An 18,062-nucleotide genomic window follows, 5' to 3' on the forward strand; every position below is an offset into this window, starting at 1 on the left:
TGGTGACCACCTGACCGGTGACCCGCCGCCCGCGAGGGCGGCAAGGTGGGAAGTCGGAGCCTCCACTTGTGGGCCGGGCACACAGGTGTCCGGCCGGTCGTTACACAAGGTTAGCAGGACCCGCCGGTCGGCGCGAACCGTACGTCCGCTTATCGTGTGGGGCATGAGCGAGACGCCCCAGCACGAGTCCACGGACTCCTCCGCTTCCCCGGAAGCTCCCGACTTCGCCGCCATGACCCGCGACATCGCCGAGGTCCCGGCGGTCGAGGTGATCGTGACGGTCGCCGTCAACCTGATGAGCGCCGCCGCGGTGAAGCTCGGACTCACCGAGGAGGGCGACGAGCACAAGGACCTCGACGAGGCCCGCAAGCTGATCCACGCCCTGGCGGGCCTGCTCGACGGCGGCGCGACGGAGATCTCCTCCTTCCACGCGGCACCGCTGCGGGACGGCCTGAAGTCCCTGCAGCTGGCCTTCCGCGAGGCCTCCATCGTCCCGGACGAGCCGGGCCAGGGGCCGGGCGAGAAGTACACCGGGCCGGTGTACGGGTAGGACCGGCCGGCCAGGCGGGGGTACGGGGGTCGCCCCCCGGAGGACCGCGGCCACGGGGCCGGTGTACGGCTAGGACGACGAGGGTCAGTCCGTTTTTACGTAGAAGGGCTCGCCGGGAGGCGTGGCCGAGGCCGGCAGCAGTGCCAGGTCGAGGCCGCGCACCAGGCGGGCCCTCAGTGTTTCGTCGGCGGCGATCCGCCGGGCCACCCGCTGGGCGGCCTCGGCGGGAGCGGCGTCCTCGGCGAGGACCAGGGCGAGGGTGCCGTCGGCGGCGCCGGGGCCCAGGTGGGCGCGCAGGACGGCCGGCTCGGCGGCGACCGCGTCGCGGACCGCGTCCCGGACGGCGGGGTCGTCCAGCGGGTCCGCACTGCTGCGGCCCTCGGCGAGCGCGAGCAGCGCGGAACCGGTGATCTGGTACGGCACGGGGCCGGCCAGGTCGAGGACCAGGGTGTCGGCCTTCTCGTGGACGAGGGCCGCGAGCGCCTGCCGCAGCGGGACGGCGACGGGCCGGGCGGCCGGGTCCCACAGGGCGAGCGACGCGATCGAGGTGAAGGCCGGCAGCGCCCGCCGGTCCCCCGCCGTCAGCGTCGGCACGGCCATGTCGCTGGTCTTCTCCTGGCGCAGCCCCGTCACGGGGTCGACCTCGACCTCGCCGAGGACCGCGACGACGGGCACGAGCAGCCGCGCGTCCCGGAGGGCTTCGAGCACGGGCCCGTGCGCGGTGCGGTCCTCCGCCCACGCGGCGAGCGCCGCGGCGAGCCGCGGGTCGGCGGTGCCGTCGTCGTCGGAGAAACCGGGGTCGGGGATGTTCTTGAGCGCCACGCACCGAGCCTAACCGCCGGGCTCCGGGGTCCCCGACCTGGGTCAGCGCGGGTGGCTGCCGCGCCAGAGGGCGACGGCGGCGGCGAGGAAGAGGATGCCGACACCGCCCGCGAGAGGGGCGAGCAGGCCGATGGGGTGGGTCTCCTCGGGGGCGGGCTGGGGGCCGGGGCCGAAGTAGCGGGCGGTGTGGCCGGCCGCGACGGTCTTGAGGTCGGTGCCCTTCAGCCGGGCGCCCTCCTCGATGGCGGCGGCCGGGTCGACCGTCCCGTACCCCTTCTCGTCGCTGCGGCCGCCCTGGGGGCGGCTGCGGGCGGTGTCGATGAGGAGCCGTTTGATCTGGGCCGGCGTCAGGTCGGGGTGGGCGGCGCGGACCAGGGCGACGGCGCCGGAGACGAACGCGGCGGCGGCGCTGGTGCCCCAGCCCTCGTAGTAGCGGCGGTCCGGGTCGGCGATGACGATGTCGACGCCGGGGGCGCTGACCGTCGCGTACCAGCGGCTGGTGGAGAAGGACGCGCGGGTGCCCCAGCGGTCGACGGCGGTGACGGCGATCACGCCGGGGTAGGCGGCGGGGAAGGAGATGTGGTCGCCCTTCTCGCCGCCGTTGCCGGCGGAGGCGACGACGGAGACGCCCTTGGCGAGGGCGTACTGCACGGCGGCGTCCTCGCCGGCGTCGGGGTGGGCGGACTCGGAGTCGTCGCCCAGGGAGAGGTTGATGACGTCGGCGCCGTGGTCGGTGGCCCAGCGGATGCCTTCGGCGAGGGCCGTGCCGCGGGTCTTGCGGGCCTTGTCGCGGGCCTTGTCGGTGCCTTCGAGGATGACCCGCACGGGGAGGATCCTCGCCTTCGGGGCGACGCCGAGGACGCCGTCCTGGCCGCCGGGCCCGTGGCCGTGTCCGGCGATGATGCCGGCCATCGCGGTGCCGTGGCGGGCCCAGGCGCGGTCGCCGCGGGCGGCGCCGAAGCCGACGAGGTCGGTCCCGGGCAGCACGGAGCCCGCGAGGTCGGGGTGGGTGGCGTCGACGCCGGTGTCGAGGACGGCGACCGTGATGCCCTCGCCGCGGGTGGTCCGCCAGGCCTGGGTGGTGTGCAGGGCGTCGAGGCCCCACTGGCGGGCGCGGATGGTGTCGGCGTACGCGGGGGTGGTGGCCGCGGGGAGGACGGTGAAGGCGGCGGCGAGCAGCGCGGCGGCCGCGGCGCGGCCACGGTGGCGGCGGAGCTTCACTCCTGGTCCTCCTTCAGGGTGGCGGCGACGGTCTTGCGCAGGGCGCGTTCGACGGCTTCGCCGACGCCCTTGGCCTCGTGGCCGAGGCCGGCCTGGGCGACGGGGGTGGTCCGCTTGGGGGTCATGGCGCGGTCGGCGGGTTCGGGTTCGGTGACGGCGCGGCCGTCGGCGAAGCCGGAGACGGCGGTGACGACGACGGGCAGGTCGGGCAGGACGTGCCGCCACCAGCTGGCCCGCTGCCGGTCGCCGAACCGGGCGGCGACGGTGCCGGGGCCGGAGAGTGCGGGCGCGGGTTCGTCGGCGGCGCGGGAGCCGAGGGTGCGCATGGTGGCGGGGTCGGCGTGGGTGAAGACCAGGGCGACGGTGGTCACGTGGGAGGAGGTGGCGTCGGTGTAGGTGGCGCGCAGGACGCGCTCGCAGCCGACGCTCTTCAGGGCGGTGTGGAGACCCTGGGGGAGGGTGGCCGGCGTGCAGGGCGCGTCGGGCGCGACGACGATCCGCGTCCACGTACGGGCGGAACCGCCGGGTCCGGCGGAGGGGCCGGGGAGGGTGCGCGGGAAGAGGGTGTCGACGGGGGCGTTGTGCCAGAGCGCGCGGGCCGGGGTGTAGCCGGCCGGCTCGTCCGGCTCCCCGGCCCCGCTGCCGGCGAGGACCGCCCCGGTCACGGCGAAACCGACGAGCCCCAGGGCGAGCACCCCGCACACCGCGGCGGCCACGACCCTGCCGGGCTTGCGGTCGCGTACGGGGCGCAGCCGGGTGGTCGTCTCGGCGGGCGCCTCGGCGCCGAGCGCCCACGCGTCGTAGGGGTACGCGGCTGCGGGCGCGGCGACCGGAGGCTGCGCGGGCCGGGGCACGGGACGGCTGTCCCGTACGGGCCGGAGCCGGGTGGTGGTCTCGGCGGCCGTCTGGACGTGCCCCACGGCTCCCCTCGGCGGCTGCTCGGGCGGCAGCGGCTGCGCGGGGCGAGAGGACGGGGCGGGGCGAGAGGACGGGGCGGGCGCCGGCGCGGCGGGGACGGCGGGAGCCGTGGGGGCGGGGCGCGCGGGGGCGGCGGAGGCCGTCGGGGCGGGACGCGCGGGGGCTGCCGGCGCGGAGTGGGCGGAGGCGGAAGCCGGCGGCGCGGGGCGCTCCTGGGGCAGCAGGGCCTCCGTGATCCGGGAGGTGCGGTGCTCCGCCCGGGGCGCGGGCGCAGCCGGTGCCGGGGCAGGGACGCGGGGCGCGGCGTCGCCGGGCGGCATCGGCGGTCCGGGGCGCGTGGCGGGAGGAGTCGCGGGTGCCGGTCCGGCGGACGGCGACGGGGGCTGTTCCGCCCGGGGCGCGGGCGCAGCCGGCGCCGGGGCGGGAACGCGGGGCGCGGCGCTGCCCGGCGGCAGCTGGGACGCGGCGGCCGTCGGGCCGTCGGGCCCGGCCGGCGAAGCGGCGGAGCGGTCCGCCGGGGCCGCAGGGGTCGGCTGGGCCTGGCGGACCCCAGGGGTCGCGGAGCCCGTGAACGCCGTGGCCGGCTCGGCATGACGGTCCCCGGGAGTCGCGGAGCCCACGGACGCCGGGGTGGACCGAGCCTGGCGGGCTCCGGGAGCCGCAATCGACGTCGGCTGAACCGTCGAGGTCGCGGACGCCGTCGCAACCGCAGGAGTGGACGGAGCCTGGCCGGCACCCGGAGCCGCGGACGGGCGATCCGTCGAGGTCGGCTGAGCCTGGCGGGGACCGCCGGCACCCGGAGCCGCGGACGGGCGATCCGTCGAGATCGACGGAGCTTGGTGGGGACCGCCGGCCCCCGGCGCGGACGGGCGATCCGCCGGGGCCGGCCCAGCCTGGCGGGCACTGCCATCCCCCGGCGCGGACGCGCGGTCCGTCGAGGTCGGCTGGGTCGGCTGGGGGGCGCGGGGGCCGGAGGCCGGCGAGGGGTGGGGGTCGGGCGGCAGCAGGGCCTCGGTGATGCGGGACGTGGGGCGCTGTGGCTCGGTGCTCATCCCCGTCCCCTTGGTCGATCTGCGAAAGCAATGGCCGCCACTCTACGGGCTGTTCCCGGTGGGGCGGGAACCGAGGGGGGCGGGCGGATCAAGGGGCTACCCACGCGTAAACCTGTCTGGCAAGCTCGGGCCATGACTCCCCGTGCCGCCGACCGCGCCCGGTACGACCGGGCCACCGCTCATCTCGACGCGCCCCTCGCCGTCGTCGATCTGGAGGCCTTCGACGCCAACGCCGAGGATCTGGTCCGCAGGGCCGGCGGGAAGCCGGTGCGGGTCGCGAGCAAGTCGGTGCGGTGCCGGGCGTTGTTGGAGCGGGTGCTGGGGCGGGACGGGTTCGCGGGTGTGATGTCGTTCACGCTGGCCGAGTCGCTGTGGCTGGCCAGGGCCGGGTTCGAGGACGTGCTGCTGGCGTATCCGTCCGCGGACCGGGCCGCGTTCGCGGAGCTCGCGGGGGACGCGAAGCTGGCCTCGGCCGTGACCGTGATGGTCGACGACGTGGCGCAGCTCGATCTGATCGAGGCGTCGCGGGCGGGCGGCGCGGAGGAGGTCCGGGTCTGTCTGGAGCTGGACACCTCGCTGCACCTGCTCGGCGGCCGGGTGCGGATCGGGGCCCGGCGCTCGCCGCTGCGGGAGCCCGCGCAGCTGGCCGAGCTGGCCCGGTCGGTCGCGCGCCGGCCCGGTTTCCGGCTGGTGGGGCTGATGGCGTACGAGGGTCATGTGGCGGGCGTCGGGGACGCGGTCGCGGGCCGGCCGCTGCGCTCGCGCGCGGTCCGGCTGATGCAGTCGGCGGCGCGCAGGGAGCTGGCGGCGCGCCGGGCGGCGGTGGTCAGGGCGGTGCGGGCGGTGGCGCCGGACCTGGAGTTCGTCAACGGCGGCGGGACCGGCAGCGTGCAGCACACGGCGGCCGAGGACGCGGTGACGGAGATCGCGGCGGGTTCGGGGCTGTTCGTGCCGCGGCTGTTCGACCACTACACGTCCTTCACGGGCCGCCCGGCGGCGCTGTTCGCGCAGCCGGTGGTGCGCCGCCCGGGCGTGGGCGTGGTGACGGTGCTGGGCGGCGGCTACCCCGCCTCGGGCGTCGCCGGCCGGGACCGGCTCCCGGTCCCGTATCTGCCGGAGGGTCTGCGCTACGACCCGCGGGAGGGCCCGGGCGAGGTCCAGACGCCGCTGCTCGGCTCCCCGGCCGACGACCTGCGCATCGGCGACAAGGTGTGGTTCCGGCACGCGAAGGCCGGGGAGCTGTGCGAGCGCTTCGACACCCTGCACCTGGTGGAGGGCGACCGGGTCACGGCCGCCGTGCCGACGTACCGGGGCGAGGGCCGGACGTTCCTCTAGGGGTCAGGGGGCTCCGTACACGGTGTCCGTCCGGTCCGGTACGACGCTGCCGTCGTCGCGCCGGACCGGCCCCGGGGTGCCGTCGGCGGCGGTGTAGCCGGTGGTGGCGCAGGGGTACGGGTCCGGCTTGCGCTTCTTCGGCTCGATGAACATGGGGTTGACGATCCAGCGGCCGTCGGCGTCGTCGTACGCCCGGCACATGAGCTCGTTCTTGTTGCGGTTGACGACGAGCCGCAGGCCGGTGGCGTCGCGGAGGAAGGAGACGTCCGTGTCGGAGTCGCCGGCGGCGAACACCTGGCGGCGGTGGGCGGGCTGGACGCGTTCGGCGGCGGGGCCGTGGACGCCGAGGATCTCCTGGTTGATCCAGCAGCGTTTGCCGTCGATGTAGGTGATCATCCGGTCCTCGCCGTCCGCCACCGTGCCGCAGCCCTTGAGGTGGGAGGTGAGGCGGCCGTGTTCGGTGGTGTTGCGGATGCCGATCGCGCGGGAGGCGGGGATGCCGATGCCCTCGGCCCACACGTCGACGACGGGCTCGGGTGAGGCGGAGACGATCCACACGTCGAAACCGGCGTCCTTCAGGGCCCGGATCAGGTCGCGCTGCTGGTCGTAGTGGCGGATCCAGCCGGTGACCCGGGAGCTGCCGGCCTGCTGGGTGGCGCCCTGCGGGGCAGCGAGGTTCTCGGCGCGGGCGGCGGCGGCGAAGGCCCGGACCTGGCCGGGGGTCCAGCCGTGCAGGAGCTGGGCGAGCCACGCGTACTGGGGTTCCATGCGGCGGTGGTCGTAGCCGGCGAAGGCCGCCGCGCCGCCGGTGGTGGCGCCCGTCCCGTACACGGCGAGGAGTTCGTCGGCGCAGCGCGTGTCGGTGGCGGTGGGCAGTGTGCGGACGCCCGTGGGGCAGGCGCCCCGCAGCGCCGTGGCCGCCTCGGGGGTGAGGTGGCGGCTGGTGGTGGTCCAGTCGCCGTCCTTCGGCGGTCGGACGCGGTCGTTGCGCAGCAGCCAGGAGAAGGTGGCGTCGCCGACGTCGTTCTTGATGACGGTGTTGTCCCAGTCGAAGACGGCGAGGGGCTTGGCGCCCTTCACCGTCTTCTTTCGGCAGTGGTCGGCGATCAGGCGGTCGAGGCGGGCCTTGTTGTCGCCGTACCAGCCCTGGGCGACGGTGAGGGTGGGGCAGGCGGCGGGCCGGTGGGGTGCGGCCTGTGTGCTCGCCGTGGGCAGGAGTGCGGTCGCGGCGAGGGCGAGGGCGGCCACGGCGGCCCCGGCCCGGAAGGTGTCGTGCACGGGCGTTCTCCTGTTCCGTACGCGGCGCAGCCGGGCGCCTTGCGACGCCCGGCTGCGCGGGTGGGGGTGGGAAGGGGGGGGGACGGGGATGGGGATGGGTGGCGGCGGTGGCGAGGCCCGGACCGGGGTCCGGAGGGAGGGCCTGGAGGAGGTCTAGAGGGGGGTCACGTACGCGCCGGAGATGCCGCCGTCGACGAGGAAGTCGGTGGCGTTGACGAACGAGGAGTCGTCGCTGGCGAGGAAGGCGACCGCGGCGGCGATCTCCTCGGCCTCGGCGAACCGGCCGACCGGGATGTGCACCAGGCGGCGCGCGGCCCGCTCGGGGTCCTTGGCGAACAGCTCCTGGAGCAGCGGGGTGTTGACCGGGCCCGGGCAGAGGGCGTTGACGCGGATGCCCTCGCGGGCGAACTGGACGCCGAGCTCGCGGGACATGGCGAGCACGCCGCCCTTGGAGGCGGTGTAGGAGATCTGGCTGGTGGCGGCGCCCATGACGGCGACGAAGGAGGCGGTGTTGATGATGGAGCCCCTGCCCTGGCGGCGCATGTACGGCAGGGCGGCCTTGCAGCACAGGTAGACGGAGGTCAGGTTGACGTCCTGGACGCGCTTCCAGGCCTCCAGGCCGGTCTCCAGGATGGAGTCGTCGTCGGGGGGCGAGATGCCGGCGTTGTTGAAGGCGATGTCGACGGAGCCGTAGGTGTCGAAGGCGACCTTGAAGAGGTTCTCGACCTCCTCGGGGTCGGTGACGTCGACCTTGACGAAGGTGCCGCCGACCTCTTCGGCGGCGGCCTTGCCGGCCTGCTCGTCGATGTCGCCGCAGACGACGTTCGCGCCTTCGGAGGCGAGGCGGCGGGCGGCGGCGAGGCCGATGCCGCTGCCGGCGCCGGTGATGACGGCGGTGCGGCCGACCAGCCGGCGGCAGACGATCTGGGTGTCGGTCATGGTTGCTCAGGCCTCCGTGCTGATGAAGACGTTCTTGGTTTCGGTGAAGGCGGTCAGGGCGTCGGGGCCCAGCTCGCGGCCGAGGCCGGACTGGCCGAAGCCGCCGAAGGGGGTCCAGTAGCGGACGCTGGAGTGGGAGTTGACGGAGAGGTTGCCGGCCCGGACGGCGCGGGAGGCGCGCAGGGCGCGGCCGACGTCCCGGGTCCAGAGGGAGCCGGACAGGCCGTACGGGGTGGCGTTGGCGAGGCGGACGGCGTCGGCCTCGTCCTCGAAGGTCAGGACGACGGCGACGGGGCCGAAGACCTCCTCGACGGCGCAGGGCGCGTCCTCGGGGAGGCCGGTGAGGAGGGTGGGCGGGAACCAGAAGCCGGGGCCTTCGGGTGCCTTGCCGCGGACGGCCTCGGCGCCCGGGGTGTCGGTGGCGCCCGTGACGTAGGAGCGGACGCGGTCGAGCTGGGCGCGGGAGATGAGGGGGCCCATCTGGGTGCGCTCGTCGAGGGGGTCGCCGACGACGATCTCCTCGATGGCGGGGACGAGGAGTTCCAGGAAGCGGTCGTAGACCTCGCGCTGGACGAGGATGCGGGTGCGGGCGCAGCAGTCCTGGCCGCTGTTGTCGAGGAAGGCCATGGGGGCGGCGGCCGCGGCGGCGGCCAGGTCGGCGTCGGCGAAGACGATGTTGGGGCTCTTGCCGCCGAGTTCGAGGGTGACGCGCTTCACCTGCCCGGCGGCCTTGGCCATGATCTGCTTGCCGACTTCGGTGGAGCCGGTGAAGACGATCTTGGCGATGCCGGGGTGTTCGACGAGGGCGTTCCCGGCGATCGGGCCCTCGCCGGGGAGGACCTGGAAGAGGTGCTCGGGCAGGCCCGCTTCCAGGGCGAGTTCGGCGAGGCGGAGCGCGGTGAGCGGGGTGGTCTCGGCGGGCTTGAGGAGGACGGCGTTGCCGGCGGCGAGGGCGGGGGCGGTGGCCCATGCGGCGATCGGCATGGGGAAGTTCCAGGGGGCGATGACGCCGACGACGCCGAGGGGTTCGAGGAGGGTGATGTCGAGGCCGCCGGGGACCGGGATCTGGCGGCCGTTGAGGCGCTCCACTCCCCCGGCCGCGTAGTCGAGCAGGTCGCGGACGTTGCCGGCTTCCCAGCGGGCGTTGCCGAGGGTGTGGCCGGCCTCGCGGACCTCCAGGAGGGCGAGCTCCTCGACGTGGGCGTCGACGACGGCGGCGAAGCGGCGCAGTGCGCGGGCGCGGTCGGCGGGTGCGGCGGCGGCCCAGGCGCGCTGGGCCTCGGTGGCCCGGGCGACGGCGGCGTCGACGTCGGCGGGGGTGGCGGCGGGGACGGTGGCGACGAGCTCCTCGGTCGCCGGGTTCAGGACGTGCAGTTCGTGCAGTTCGTGCGGCAAGGGTCGTTCCTCACATGCGTTCGAAGGAGCGGCGCAGTTCCCAGTCGGTGACGGCGGCGTCGTACGCGTCGAGTTCGACGCGGGCCATGTTGCGGTAGTGGGCGACGACCTCGGGGCCGAAGGCGGCCTTGGCGATCTCGCTGTTCTCCCAGAGTTCGGCGGCGTCGCGCAGGGTGGTGGGCACGTGCTCGTATTCGCCGGTGTACGCGTTGCCGGTGCAGGGGGGCGGGAGTTCGAGGCCCTGTTCGATGCCGTGGAGGCCGGCGGCGACGAGGGCGGCGACGGCGAGGTAGGGGTTGACGTCGCCGCCGGGGAGGCGGTTCTCGAAGCGGGTGGAGCGGCCGTGGCCGACGATCCGCAGGGCGCAGGTCCGGTTGTCGTGGCCCCAGGCGACGGCGGTCGGGGCGAAGGAGCCGGGCTGGAACCGCTTGTAGGAGTTGATGTTGGGGGCGTAGAGCAGGGAGAAGTCGCGCAGGGCGGCGAGCTGTCCGGCGAGGAAGTGCCGCATGACGTCGGACATGCCGTCGGGTCCGTCGCCGGCCATCACGTTCCTGCCGTCGGCGTCCTGCAGCGACAGGTGGATGTGGCAGGAGTTGCCCTCGCGCTCGTTGTACTTGGCCATGAAGGTGAGCGAGCAGCCCTCCTGGGCGGCGATCTCCTTGGCTCCGGTCTTGTAGACGGCGTGCTGGTCGCAGGTGACGAGGGCCTCGTCGTATTTGAAGGCGATCTCGTGCTGGCCCGGGTTGCACTCGCCCTTGGCGGACTCGACGGTGAGTCCGGCGCCGGTCATCTCGTTGCGGATGCGGCGCAGCAGCGGCTCGACGCGGCCGGTTCCGAGGACGGAGTAGTCGATGTTGTACTGGTTGGCGGGGGTCAGGCCGCGGTAGTTGGCGTCCCAGGCCGCCTCGTAGGTGTCCTTGAAGACGATGAACTCGAGCTCGGTGCCGACGTGGGCGGTGAAGCCGTGGGCGGCGAGCCGGTCGAGCTGGTGGCGGAGGATCTGGCGGGGGGCGGCGACGACGGGGCTGCCGTCGCTCCAGGCGAGGTCGGCCATGACCATGGCGGTGGCCTCGTTCCACGGGACGCGGCGCAGGGTGGAGAGGTCGGGGCGCATGGCGAAGTCGCCGTAGCCGCGGTCCCAGGAGGACATCTCGTAGCCGTCGACGGTGTTCATCTCGGCGTCGACGGCCAGAAGATAGTTGCAGCCCTCGGTGCCGTGGTCGAGTACGTCGCTCAGGAAGAACGGTGCGGCGAACCGCTTGCCCTGGAGCCGCCCCTGCATGTCGGGGAAGGCCAGGACGACGGTGTCGATCTCGCCGCTCGCGACGAGCGAGCGGAGCTCGTCGACGGCGAGCGGGGGTGTGCGGTCTGCCACGGGATGACTCCTCCTTCGGCCTGCCGGGAGCCATAAGGTATTGCTCAGAACCATTGCTTGGGAAGGGGAAACGGCGAGGTGGCCAGTACGAGTGAACCGGCGGACCGGCTGACGCCCGTGCTGCGGCCGGTGCGGGCGGGGAACGGTTTCGAGGAGGCCCTGGAGCAGATCCTGCAGGTCGTGCGCCTGGGGCTGGTGCCGGGCGGGGAGCGGCTGCCGGCCGAGCGGGAGCTCGCGGACCGGATGGGAATCAGCCGGGTCACCCTGCGCGAGGTCCTGAAAGTGCTCCAGGAGCAGGGCCTGGTGGAGAGCCGGCGCGGCCGGTACGGCGGAACGTTCGTGCTGCGGCGGGAGCGGACCGCCGACGAGGCGGAGCTGCGCCGCCGGATCGCCGCCGTCGACATGGAGGACACGCTGCGCTTCCGGGAGGTCCTGGAGGTGGGCGCGGCCGGCCTGTGCGCGGCGCACGGCCTGGACGAGGAGGGCGCCGAGCGGCTGCGCCGGGCCCTCGCGGCGACCCATGACGCGCCGCTCGGCGACTACCGACGGCAGGACACGCTGCTGCACCTCACCCTCGCCGAGCTGTCCGGTTCGCCGACGCTGACCGCGCAGTACGCGGCGGTCCGGGCGACCGTCAACGACCTGCTCGACTGCATCCCGCTGCTCGTGCGCAACCTGGAGCACTCGCAGCACCAGCACACGGCGCTGGTGGAGGCGGTGCTCGACGGGGACGCGGACGCGGCGCGCGAGGTGATGCGGGAGCACTGCGCGGGGACGGCGGCGCTGCTGCGCGGCTTCCTGACGTGAGGGGTGCCCCGTCCGCGTAACCGGAACGTAACGCACGGGTCTTGCGCCGCCCACCCTGACGACGCAAAGGTATGGCACCAATCCATTGGGCCCGTTCCGGGGAGCTGACCGCCGCCATGACGCTGGAAGACACCTCAGGCACCACAGGAAACAAGGCCGCGCCGGACGACTACCTGCAGCGCCGCACGCTGCGCCGCGGCAGCGCGGGCTGGCTGCTGCTGACCGGTCTCGGGGTGGCGTACGTCGTCTCGGGCGACTTCTCCGGGTGGAACATCGGACTGTCCAAGGGCGGCTTCGGCGGTCTCGCCGTCGCGACCGTCCTCATGGGCGTGATGTACGCGTGTCTCGTGTTCTCGCTCGCCGAGCTGTCCGCGATCCTGCCGACGGCGGGCGGCGGCTACGGCTTCGCCCGGCGGGCGCTCGGCACCTGGGGCGGCTTCCTCACCGGAACGGCGATCCTCATCGAGTACGTCCTCGCGCCCGCCGCCATCTCGATCTTCATCGGCGACTACGTCGAGTCCCTCGGGCTGTTCGGTCTGGAGTCCGGCTGGCCGGTCTACCTGGTCTGCTTCGCCCTCTTCATCGGCATCCACCTGTGGGGCGTGGGCGAGGCGCTGCGTTTCAGCCTGATCGTCACCGCCGTCGCGGTGGCCGCACTCCTCGTCTTCGCGCTCGGCGCGCTGAGCGACTTCCACGTGTCCGGCCTGAACGACATCCCGGCGGACCCGGAGGCGACCGGCTCCAGCTCCTGGCTGCCGTTCGGTCTGCTCGGCATCTGGGCCGCGTTCCCGTTCGGCATGTGGTTCTTCCTGGGGGTCGAGGGCGTGCCGCTGGCCGCCGAGGAGGCCAAGGACCCGGTGCGTTCGATGCCGAGGGCGCTCGCCCTGTCGATGGGCGTCCTGGTGGTCCTCGCGCTGGTCACCTTCCTCGCGGCGACCGGGGCCCGGGGCTCGGCCGCCATTCAGGAGGCGGGCAATCCGCTGGTGGTGGCGCTCCAGGGCGACGGCGAGCCGACCGCGCTCAGCCGTTTCGTCAACTACGCGGGGCTCGCGGGCCTGGTCGCGTCCTTCTTCTCCCTCATCTACGCGGGCTCCCGCCAGCTGTTCGCCCTGTCCCGGGCCGGCTATCTGCCCCGCTTCCTCTCCCTCACCAGCCGCCGCAAGGCGCCCTATCTGGGGCTGCTGATCCCCGGTGCGCTGGGCTTCGCGCTCGCCGCGGGGACCGGGGACGGCGCGCGGATGCTGAACATCGCGGTGTTCGGCGCCACCATCTCGTACGCCCTGATGGCGCTCTCCCACATCGTGCTGCGCCGTCGCGAGCCCGGCCTGCACCGCCCGTACCGCACCCCCGGGGGTGTGCTGACCTCCTCGGTGGCCTTCGTGCTCGCGCTGTCCGCCCTGGTGGCGACCTTCCTGGTCGACAAGGACGCGGCGTTCATCGCGCTCGCCGTGTACGTGATCGCCCTCGCCTACTTCGCGTTCTACAGTCGCCACCACCTGGTGGCGAAGGCGCCCGAGGAGGAGTTCGCGGCGCTCGCCGCGGCCGAGGCCGAACTCGAACGCTGACCGACGCACGATCCTTCGAAGGAGTCCTTTCGTGTCCAAGCCGCTCATCGGCGTGACCACCTATCTCGACCAGGCCCGCTGGGGCGTGTGGGACCTGCCGGCGGCGCTGCTCCCGGCCGCGTATCCCGGCCTGATCCAGCGGAGCGGCGGGCTCGCGGCGATGCTTCCGCCGGACGATCCGTCCGCGGCGGCGCAGACGGTGGCCCGCCTGGACGCGCTGGTGGTCGCGGGCGGCGCGGACGTGGAACCGGTGCGGTACGGTGCCGAGCCCGACCCCCGTACGGGTCCGCCCGCGCGGGCCCGGGACGGCTGGGAACTGGCCCTGATCGACGCGGCCCTGGCCGCCGGCACCCCGCTGCTCGGCATCTGCCGGGGCATGCAGCTGCTCAACGTGGCCCTCGGCGGCACCCTGGTGCAGCACCTGGACGGCCACACGGAGGCGGTCGGCGTGATCGGCCGCCACCCGGTCGCGCCGGTCCCGGGCACCCGCTACGCCGCCCTGGTGCCGGAACGGACCACCGTCCCGACCTACCACCACCAGTGCGTGGACGTCCTGGGGAAGAACCTGATCGCCTCGGCCCACGCCGAGGACGGCACGGTCGAGGCGATCGAGCTGCCCTGGCCCGCCTGGGCGCTCGGCGTCCAGTGGCATCCGGAGATGGGCGAGGACCTGCGGGTGATGCGGGGGCTCGTGGCGGCGGCTAGCGGCTGATCCGCCCGCGCATGAGGAGCGCGTACAGCAGTCCGGCGACTCCCATCCCGACCGGCAGGGCGAGGTCGACGCCGCCGAGGACGCGGGCGATCGGCCCGGTGTACGCGGTGTTCACGCACAACGCCGCGACCGCGGCCCCACCGAGCACCCCGGCCGCACCCGCCGGGTTGACACCGCCCGCGTACCAGAAGGCACCGGCCCGGCTCTCGTCCATCAGGGCGGGCCCGTCGTACCGGTTGCGGCGCAGCAGGATGTCGACCGCGTACACGGTCATGGCCGGGCCCAGCAGGACGACGGTCAGCTGCAGCACGTTGCTGACGGTGTCCAGGAAGTTGGAGACGAGCAGCGCGTACAGGGTGAGGGCGACCGCCACCGCGCCGTCGACCAGGACGCTGCGGGAGCGGCGGATGCGCAGGCCCACGGCCTGGAGGGCGAGCCCGGCGCTGTAGGCGGTCATGGCGTTGATGGCGATGGTGCCGAGCACGAGGGCGAGCAGGAAGACGGGAGCGAACCAGCCGGGCAGCAGGGATTCCAGGGCGGCCTGAGGGTCGGTCATGTCGACGACGGTGGCGGCGAGGGCGCCGAGCGCGCACACCGCGACACTCGGCAGGAAACCTCCGAGCGCGGTCCACCCCATGACCGCCTTCGCCGAGGAGTTCCTCGGCAGATAGCGGGAGAAGTCCGCGCTGGTGGTGTACGAGAGCGGGCCGGCGGCGATGAGGGTGACCCCGGCGATCAGCGTGGCCCACAGGTCGGCGCCGCTCAGCGGGGCGTCCGGCACGTAGCCGAAGTCGGCGTGCAGCAGGACCACGTAGGCGACGATCCCGAAGACGGTCGCGAGGGCGAGGGTGATCGGCAGGTAGAGCCGGACGATCAGCCCGTGCCCGTACACGCCGATGGTCAGCGTGACCCCGGCGATCAGGAGGACCACCACGATCTTGACGCCCGTGGAGGCACCGATCCCGGCCTTGCCCACCAGGGCGAACGCGGCACCGGCGGCCGCGGCCAGGTTGAGCGCGAAGTAGCAGACGGAGATGGCCCAGCCGGTCACGGCGTTGTTCACGCGGTTGCCGCGCACGCCGTACACGGCCCGGGTGATGACCTCGCTGGGCGCTCCGGCGGCGGGTCCCGAGATCGCGAGCACGCCGGTGAGCAGCCAGAACAGGTTGCCGACGACGATCACCACGAGCGCCTGGGCCAGGCTGAGGCCCATCAGGACGAGGGCGCCGCCGACCACGAGGCTCAGGTAGTTGACGTTGGCTGCGGCCCAGACGGCGAAGAGCTCGCCGGGCCGTCCGTGCCGCTCGCCGTCGGGGATGTGATCGATGCCGTGGGACTCGATCCGAGTGGCGCGATCGGTGGCGGGAGCCTCGGTGGACCGGGGGCTCGGATCGGGAAACGTGGCAGCCATACGGCCCTCCGGGGAGCGTGTCGTGCGCACCTGGTTGCTTATTGGTCGCACACTCAATAGCATCGCCGGTATGTCGTCAAGCGTCCAGCGCAAACGAGTTCGCAAGTCCCCCGAGGCCCGGCGCGCGGAGATCGTCGACGCGGCCGCGGCCGTCGCCCTCGCCGAGGGCCTGGAGTGCGTGACCCTGCGCCGGATCGCCGAGGAGCTCGATGTGCGCCCCGGCCTGATCAGCCACTACTTCCCCTCCGCGGAGGAGCTGGTGGCCGAGGCCTTCGCCGTCGCCGCCACGAGTGAGCTCGACTCACTGCTCCCCGCCGACCGGCCGGACGGCACGCCCACGCAGTACCTCGCCCGCTACTTCGCCCTCTCCTCCGGCGAGGCCTACGACGCCATCAGCCGCCTCTGGATCAACGCCCGCCACCTCAGCCGCTACCGGCCGGTCCTGCGCGACCGGGTCCGCGCGATGGAGCTCGCCTCGGACGACCGCCTCGAAGGCGTCATCCGCGACGGCGTCGCCCGCGGGGAGTTCCGCACGGAGGACCCCCATGCGACGGCGATCATGATCCTGGTCGTCCTGGACGGCCTCGCCGCCCACGCCAACACCGACCGGAGCTACCGCCCGGAGGCGGTGCTGCGGATGGCCGTCACCACCACGGAACGCGAACTCGGCCTGGCGCCGGGCACGCTGACCCGCGAGGCGGACGCGCTGCCCGCGGAGCTTCCCGGCTGAGCCCAGCCGCCGGCCTCCGCCACCGGCCGCGTCGCCTGCCGCCGCTGTCCTCAGCCGCCCGCCTCCGCCGCCGACCGCCCGTCGGCCACCACCTCACCGACCCCGCCGCCCGCCTCCGCGTTGCCCCCGCCGCCCGTCACCCTGCTGCCCGCCTCCGCGTGCCTCGCCGCCCGCCGCCCTGCTGCCCGCCTCCGCGTGCCTCGCCGCCCGTCACCCTGCTGCCCGCCTCCGCGTTGCCCCCGCCGCCCGCCGCCCGTCACCCTGCTGCCCGCCCTCTCCACTGGTCCCCGCCTCTCCCTCGTCCTGGAGCCCTTGTGCGCACCCGTCTCGTCCTGTCCTCCGCCCGGCTGCTCGACCCCGGCACCGGCTCCTTCCTGCCGCAGACCGCGCTCGCCGTGTCCGAGAGCGGACGGATCGCCGCGCTCGGCGACGACCGGGAGATGCGTGCCCTCGCGGACCCGGCCACGGAGGTCGTCGACCTGAAGGGAGCGGTGGTCACCGCGGGCCTGGTCGACGGCCACCTCCACCCCGTGACGGGCGCCGACCTCACCCACGGACTCGACCTGTCGCAGTGCGCCGACCTGGCGGACGTACGGGACGCGCTGTCCCGCGAAGTCGGCCGACTCCGCCGTGGGGACTGGCTCTTCGCCTGGGGTCTCGACCCGAACGTCTTCGGCGACGCACCCGTCGGCATCGCCCCCTTCGACACCGTCCTCGCCGGCGTGCCCGCCTTCCTCCTCCTCTTCGACGCCCACTCCGCCCTCGCCAGCCGCCGCGCCCTCGAACTCGCCGGCGTCGACGGGCCGCGCACCTTCGACCAGGCGTCCGCGGAGGTCGTCTGCGACGAGCACGGCCGGCCGACCGGACTGCTCCAGGAGGACGCGGCCTGCGAACTGGTCGAACGGGTCGCTCCCCGGCCCACCCACGCCGAGCGCCGCGACCGCCTCGCGGCCGCCCTCCGCTCGATGGCGGCGGCGGGCCTGACCGGCGGCCACGTCATGGACGCCAACGGCGACAGCCTGGCCCTCCTCGCCGAACTCGACGCGGCCGGTGAACTCCCCCTCCGCCTGCGGGTCGCCCCCTGGTGCCAGCCCGGCACCGATGCCGACGGCGTACGCGAACTGATCGCCCTGCAGGGCTCGGGCGGCGCGCTCTGGCGCGTGGACGGCGTGAAGCTCTTCATGGACGGCACGATCGACAACGGCACCGCGTGGCTGGAACGCCCCGACTGCCACGGCGAGTCGACACACGCCTTCTGGCCCGATCCGGCCGCCTACACCGCCATCATCGGCGAGCTGCACCGCGCCGGGATCCCCACCGCCACCCACGCCATCGGCGACGCCGCCGTACGCCACGCCCTCGACGCCGTACAGAAGGCGCAGGCCGACGGCAAGGGCAGCGCTGTCCGCCATCGCGTCGAACACATCGAGACCGTCCCGGACGACACCCTCCACCGCTTCGCCGAGCTGGGCGTCGTCGCCTCGATGCAGCCCACCCACTGCTGCGACTTCACCCGGGCCGACCACACCGACAACTGGTCCCGGCGGCTGGGCGAGGAGCGCGCGTCCCGGGCCTGGCGCTGCCGCGACCTGTGGGACTCGGGGGCGACGGTCGTGCTGGGCTCCGACTGGCCGATCGCTCCGTTCCCGCCGCTCACCGTCATGGCGGGCGCCCGCCACCGCCGCCCGACCCGTGACCTGAGCCTGCCCCCGCACGGTCCGGAGCAGGCGCTGACGGCGCTGGAGGCCCTGCGCGGCATGACGGTGAACGCCGCCTTCGCCGCCCACGAGGAGCACGAGGCGGGCCGCATCGCCCCGGGCCACCGCGCCGACCTGACGGTCCTGGCGGACGACCCGCTGACGACCCCGGCAGCCGACCTCCCCCACCTCAACGTCGTCCTGACCACCGTCGACGGCCAGGTGACCTTCCGCAGCCCGACCACCGGCTGAGCG

The 18,062-nt window shown here is 74.4% G+C and carries 15 protein-coding genes; 7 read left to right on the forward strand and 8 right to left on the reverse strand.

Annotation, left to right across the window (positions count from 1 at the left end):
• Positions 1-163: 163 nt before the first annotated feature.
• The gene (locus tag ABTZ91_RS14540) at positions 164-550 is read left to right on the forward strand and encodes a DUF1844 domain-containing protein (protein WP_352077466.1); all 387 of its coding nucleotides are present in this window, start codon (positions 164-166) and stop codon (positions 548-550) included.
• Positions 551-634: 84 nt separating this feature from the next.
• On the opposite strand, the gene ABTZ91_RS14545 is transcribed toward ABTZ91_RS14540, so the two are convergent.
• Genes ABTZ91_RS14545 through ABTZ91_RS14555 form a run of 3 tightly spaced genes read right to left on the reverse strand, consistent with a single transcriptional unit; the run spans position 635 to position 3,513 of the window.
• Complete coding sequence (locus tag ABTZ91_RS14545; protein ID WP_352077467.1) at positions 635-1,372, reverse strand: SseB family protein; 738 nt, start codon at positions 1,370-1,372, stop codon at positions 635-637.
• 42 nt (positions 1,373-1,414) lie between these two features.
• Complete coding sequence (gene mycP / locus ABTZ91_RS14550) at positions 1,415-2,593, reverse strand: type VII secretion-associated serine protease mycosin (RefSeq protein ID WP_352077468.1); 1,179 nt, start codon at positions 2,591-2,593, stop codon at positions 1,415-1,417.
• The gene (locus tag ABTZ91_RS14555) at positions 2,590-3,513 is read right to left on the reverse strand and encodes a hypothetical protein (RefSeq protein ID WP_352077469.1); all 924 of its coding nucleotides are present in this window, start codon (positions 3,511-3,513) and stop codon (positions 2,590-2,592) included. Before ABTZ91_RS14555 ends, mycP begins: the two co-directional genes overlap by 4 nt.
• 1,182 nt (positions 3,514-4,695) lie before the next feature.
• On the opposite strand from ABTZ91_RS14555, the gene ABTZ91_RS14560 reads away from it, so the two are divergent.
• Positions 4,696-5,898, forward strand: a complete 1,203-nt coding sequence (locus tag ABTZ91_RS14560) for an amino acid deaminase/aldolase (protein ID WP_352077470.1) — start codon at positions 4,696-4,698, stop codon at positions 5,896-5,898.
• Between the two features lie 3 nt (positions 5,899-5,901).
• Here ABTZ91_RS14560 and ABTZ91_RS14565 read toward each other — a convergent pair whose 3' ends face one another.
• The 4 genes from ABTZ91_RS14565 to ABTZ91_RS14580 all read right to left on the reverse strand — a co-directional run bounded on the left by ABTZ91_RS14565 (position 5,902) and on the right by ABTZ91_RS14580 (position 10,885).
• Positions 5,902-7,176, reverse strand: a complete 1,275-nt coding sequence (locus ABTZ91_RS14565) for a haloacid dehalogenase-like hydrolase (RefSeq protein ID WP_352077471.1) — start codon at positions 7,174-7,176, stop codon at positions 5,902-5,904.
• A 153-nt stretch (positions 7,177-7,329) separates the two neighbouring features.
• Positions 7,330-8,115 (reverse strand): 3-oxoacyl-ACP reductase, encoded by a 786-nt coding sequence (locus ABTZ91_RS14570; RefSeq protein ID WP_352077472.1) that lies wholly within the window; start codon positions 8,113-8,115, stop codon positions 7,330-7,332.
• Between the two features lie 6 nt (positions 8,116-8,121).
• Positions 8,122-9,510, reverse strand: coding sequence for an aldehyde dehydrogenase family protein (locus ABTZ91_RS14575; RefSeq protein ID WP_352077473.1), 1,389 nt, complete (start codon positions 9,508-9,510; stop codon positions 8,122-8,124).
• A 10-nt stretch (positions 9,511-9,520) separates the two neighbouring features.
• A complete protein-coding gene (locus ABTZ91_RS14580) occupies positions 9,521-10,885 on the reverse strand; it encodes a glutamine synthetase family protein (RefSeq protein WP_352077474.1) in 1,365 nt (454 codons plus the stop codon).
• A 78-nt stretch (positions 10,886-10,963) separates the two neighbouring features.
• Between ABTZ91_RS14580 and ABTZ91_RS14585 the strand changes: the two genes are divergently transcribed.
• The 3 genes from ABTZ91_RS14585 to ABTZ91_RS14595 all read left to right on the forward strand — a co-directional run bounded on the left by ABTZ91_RS14585 (position 10,964) and on the right by ABTZ91_RS14595 (position 13,969).
• A complete protein-coding gene (locus ABTZ91_RS14585; protein WP_352077475.1) occupies positions 10,964-11,692 on the forward strand; it encodes an FCD domain-containing protein in 729 nt (242 codons plus the stop codon).
• Positions 11,693-11,808: 116 nt separating this feature from the next.
• Positions 11,809-13,257, forward strand: a complete 1,449-nt coding sequence (eat, locus tag ABTZ91_RS14590; protein ID WP_352077476.1) for an ethanolamine permease — start codon at positions 11,809-11,811, stop codon at positions 13,255-13,257.
• 31 nt (positions 13,258-13,288) lie between these two features.
• On the forward strand, positions 13,289-13,969 hold the full coding sequence (locus ABTZ91_RS14595; RefSeq protein ID WP_352077477.1) for a gamma-glutamyl-gamma-aminobutyrate hydrolase family protein: 681 nt from the start codon (positions 13,289-13,291) through the stop codon (positions 13,967-13,969).
• Here ABTZ91_RS14595 and ABTZ91_RS14600 read toward each other — a convergent pair.
• Positions 13,959-15,380, reverse strand: coding sequence for a cytosine permease (locus ABTZ91_RS14600; protein WP_352077478.1), 1,422 nt, complete (start codon positions 15,378-15,380; stop codon positions 13,959-13,961). The two genes, ABTZ91_RS14595 and ABTZ91_RS14600, sit on opposite strands and share 11 nt — an antisense overlap.
• Positions 15,381-15,450: 70 nt before the next feature.
• On the opposite strand from ABTZ91_RS14600, the gene ABTZ91_RS14605 reads away from it, so the two are divergent.
• Complete coding sequence (locus ABTZ91_RS14605) at positions 15,451-16,110, forward strand: TetR family transcriptional regulator (RefSeq protein ID WP_352077479.1); 660 nt, start codon at positions 15,451-15,453, stop codon at positions 16,108-16,110.
• Between the two features lie 314 nt (positions 16,111-16,424).
• Positions 16,425-18,059: an amidohydrolase gene (locus tag ABTZ91_RS14610; protein WP_352077480.1), complete on the forward strand. Its 1,635-nt coding sequence runs from the start codon at positions 16,425-16,427 to the stop codon at positions 18,057-18,059.
• Positions 18,060-18,062 lie beyond the last annotated feature (3 nt).

It is taken from the genome of Streptomyces sp. NPDC126499 (genome assembly GCF_040302485.1).
Taxonomy (GTDB): domain Bacteria; phylum Actinomycetota; class Actinomycetes; order Streptomycetales; family Streptomycetaceae; genus Streptomyces.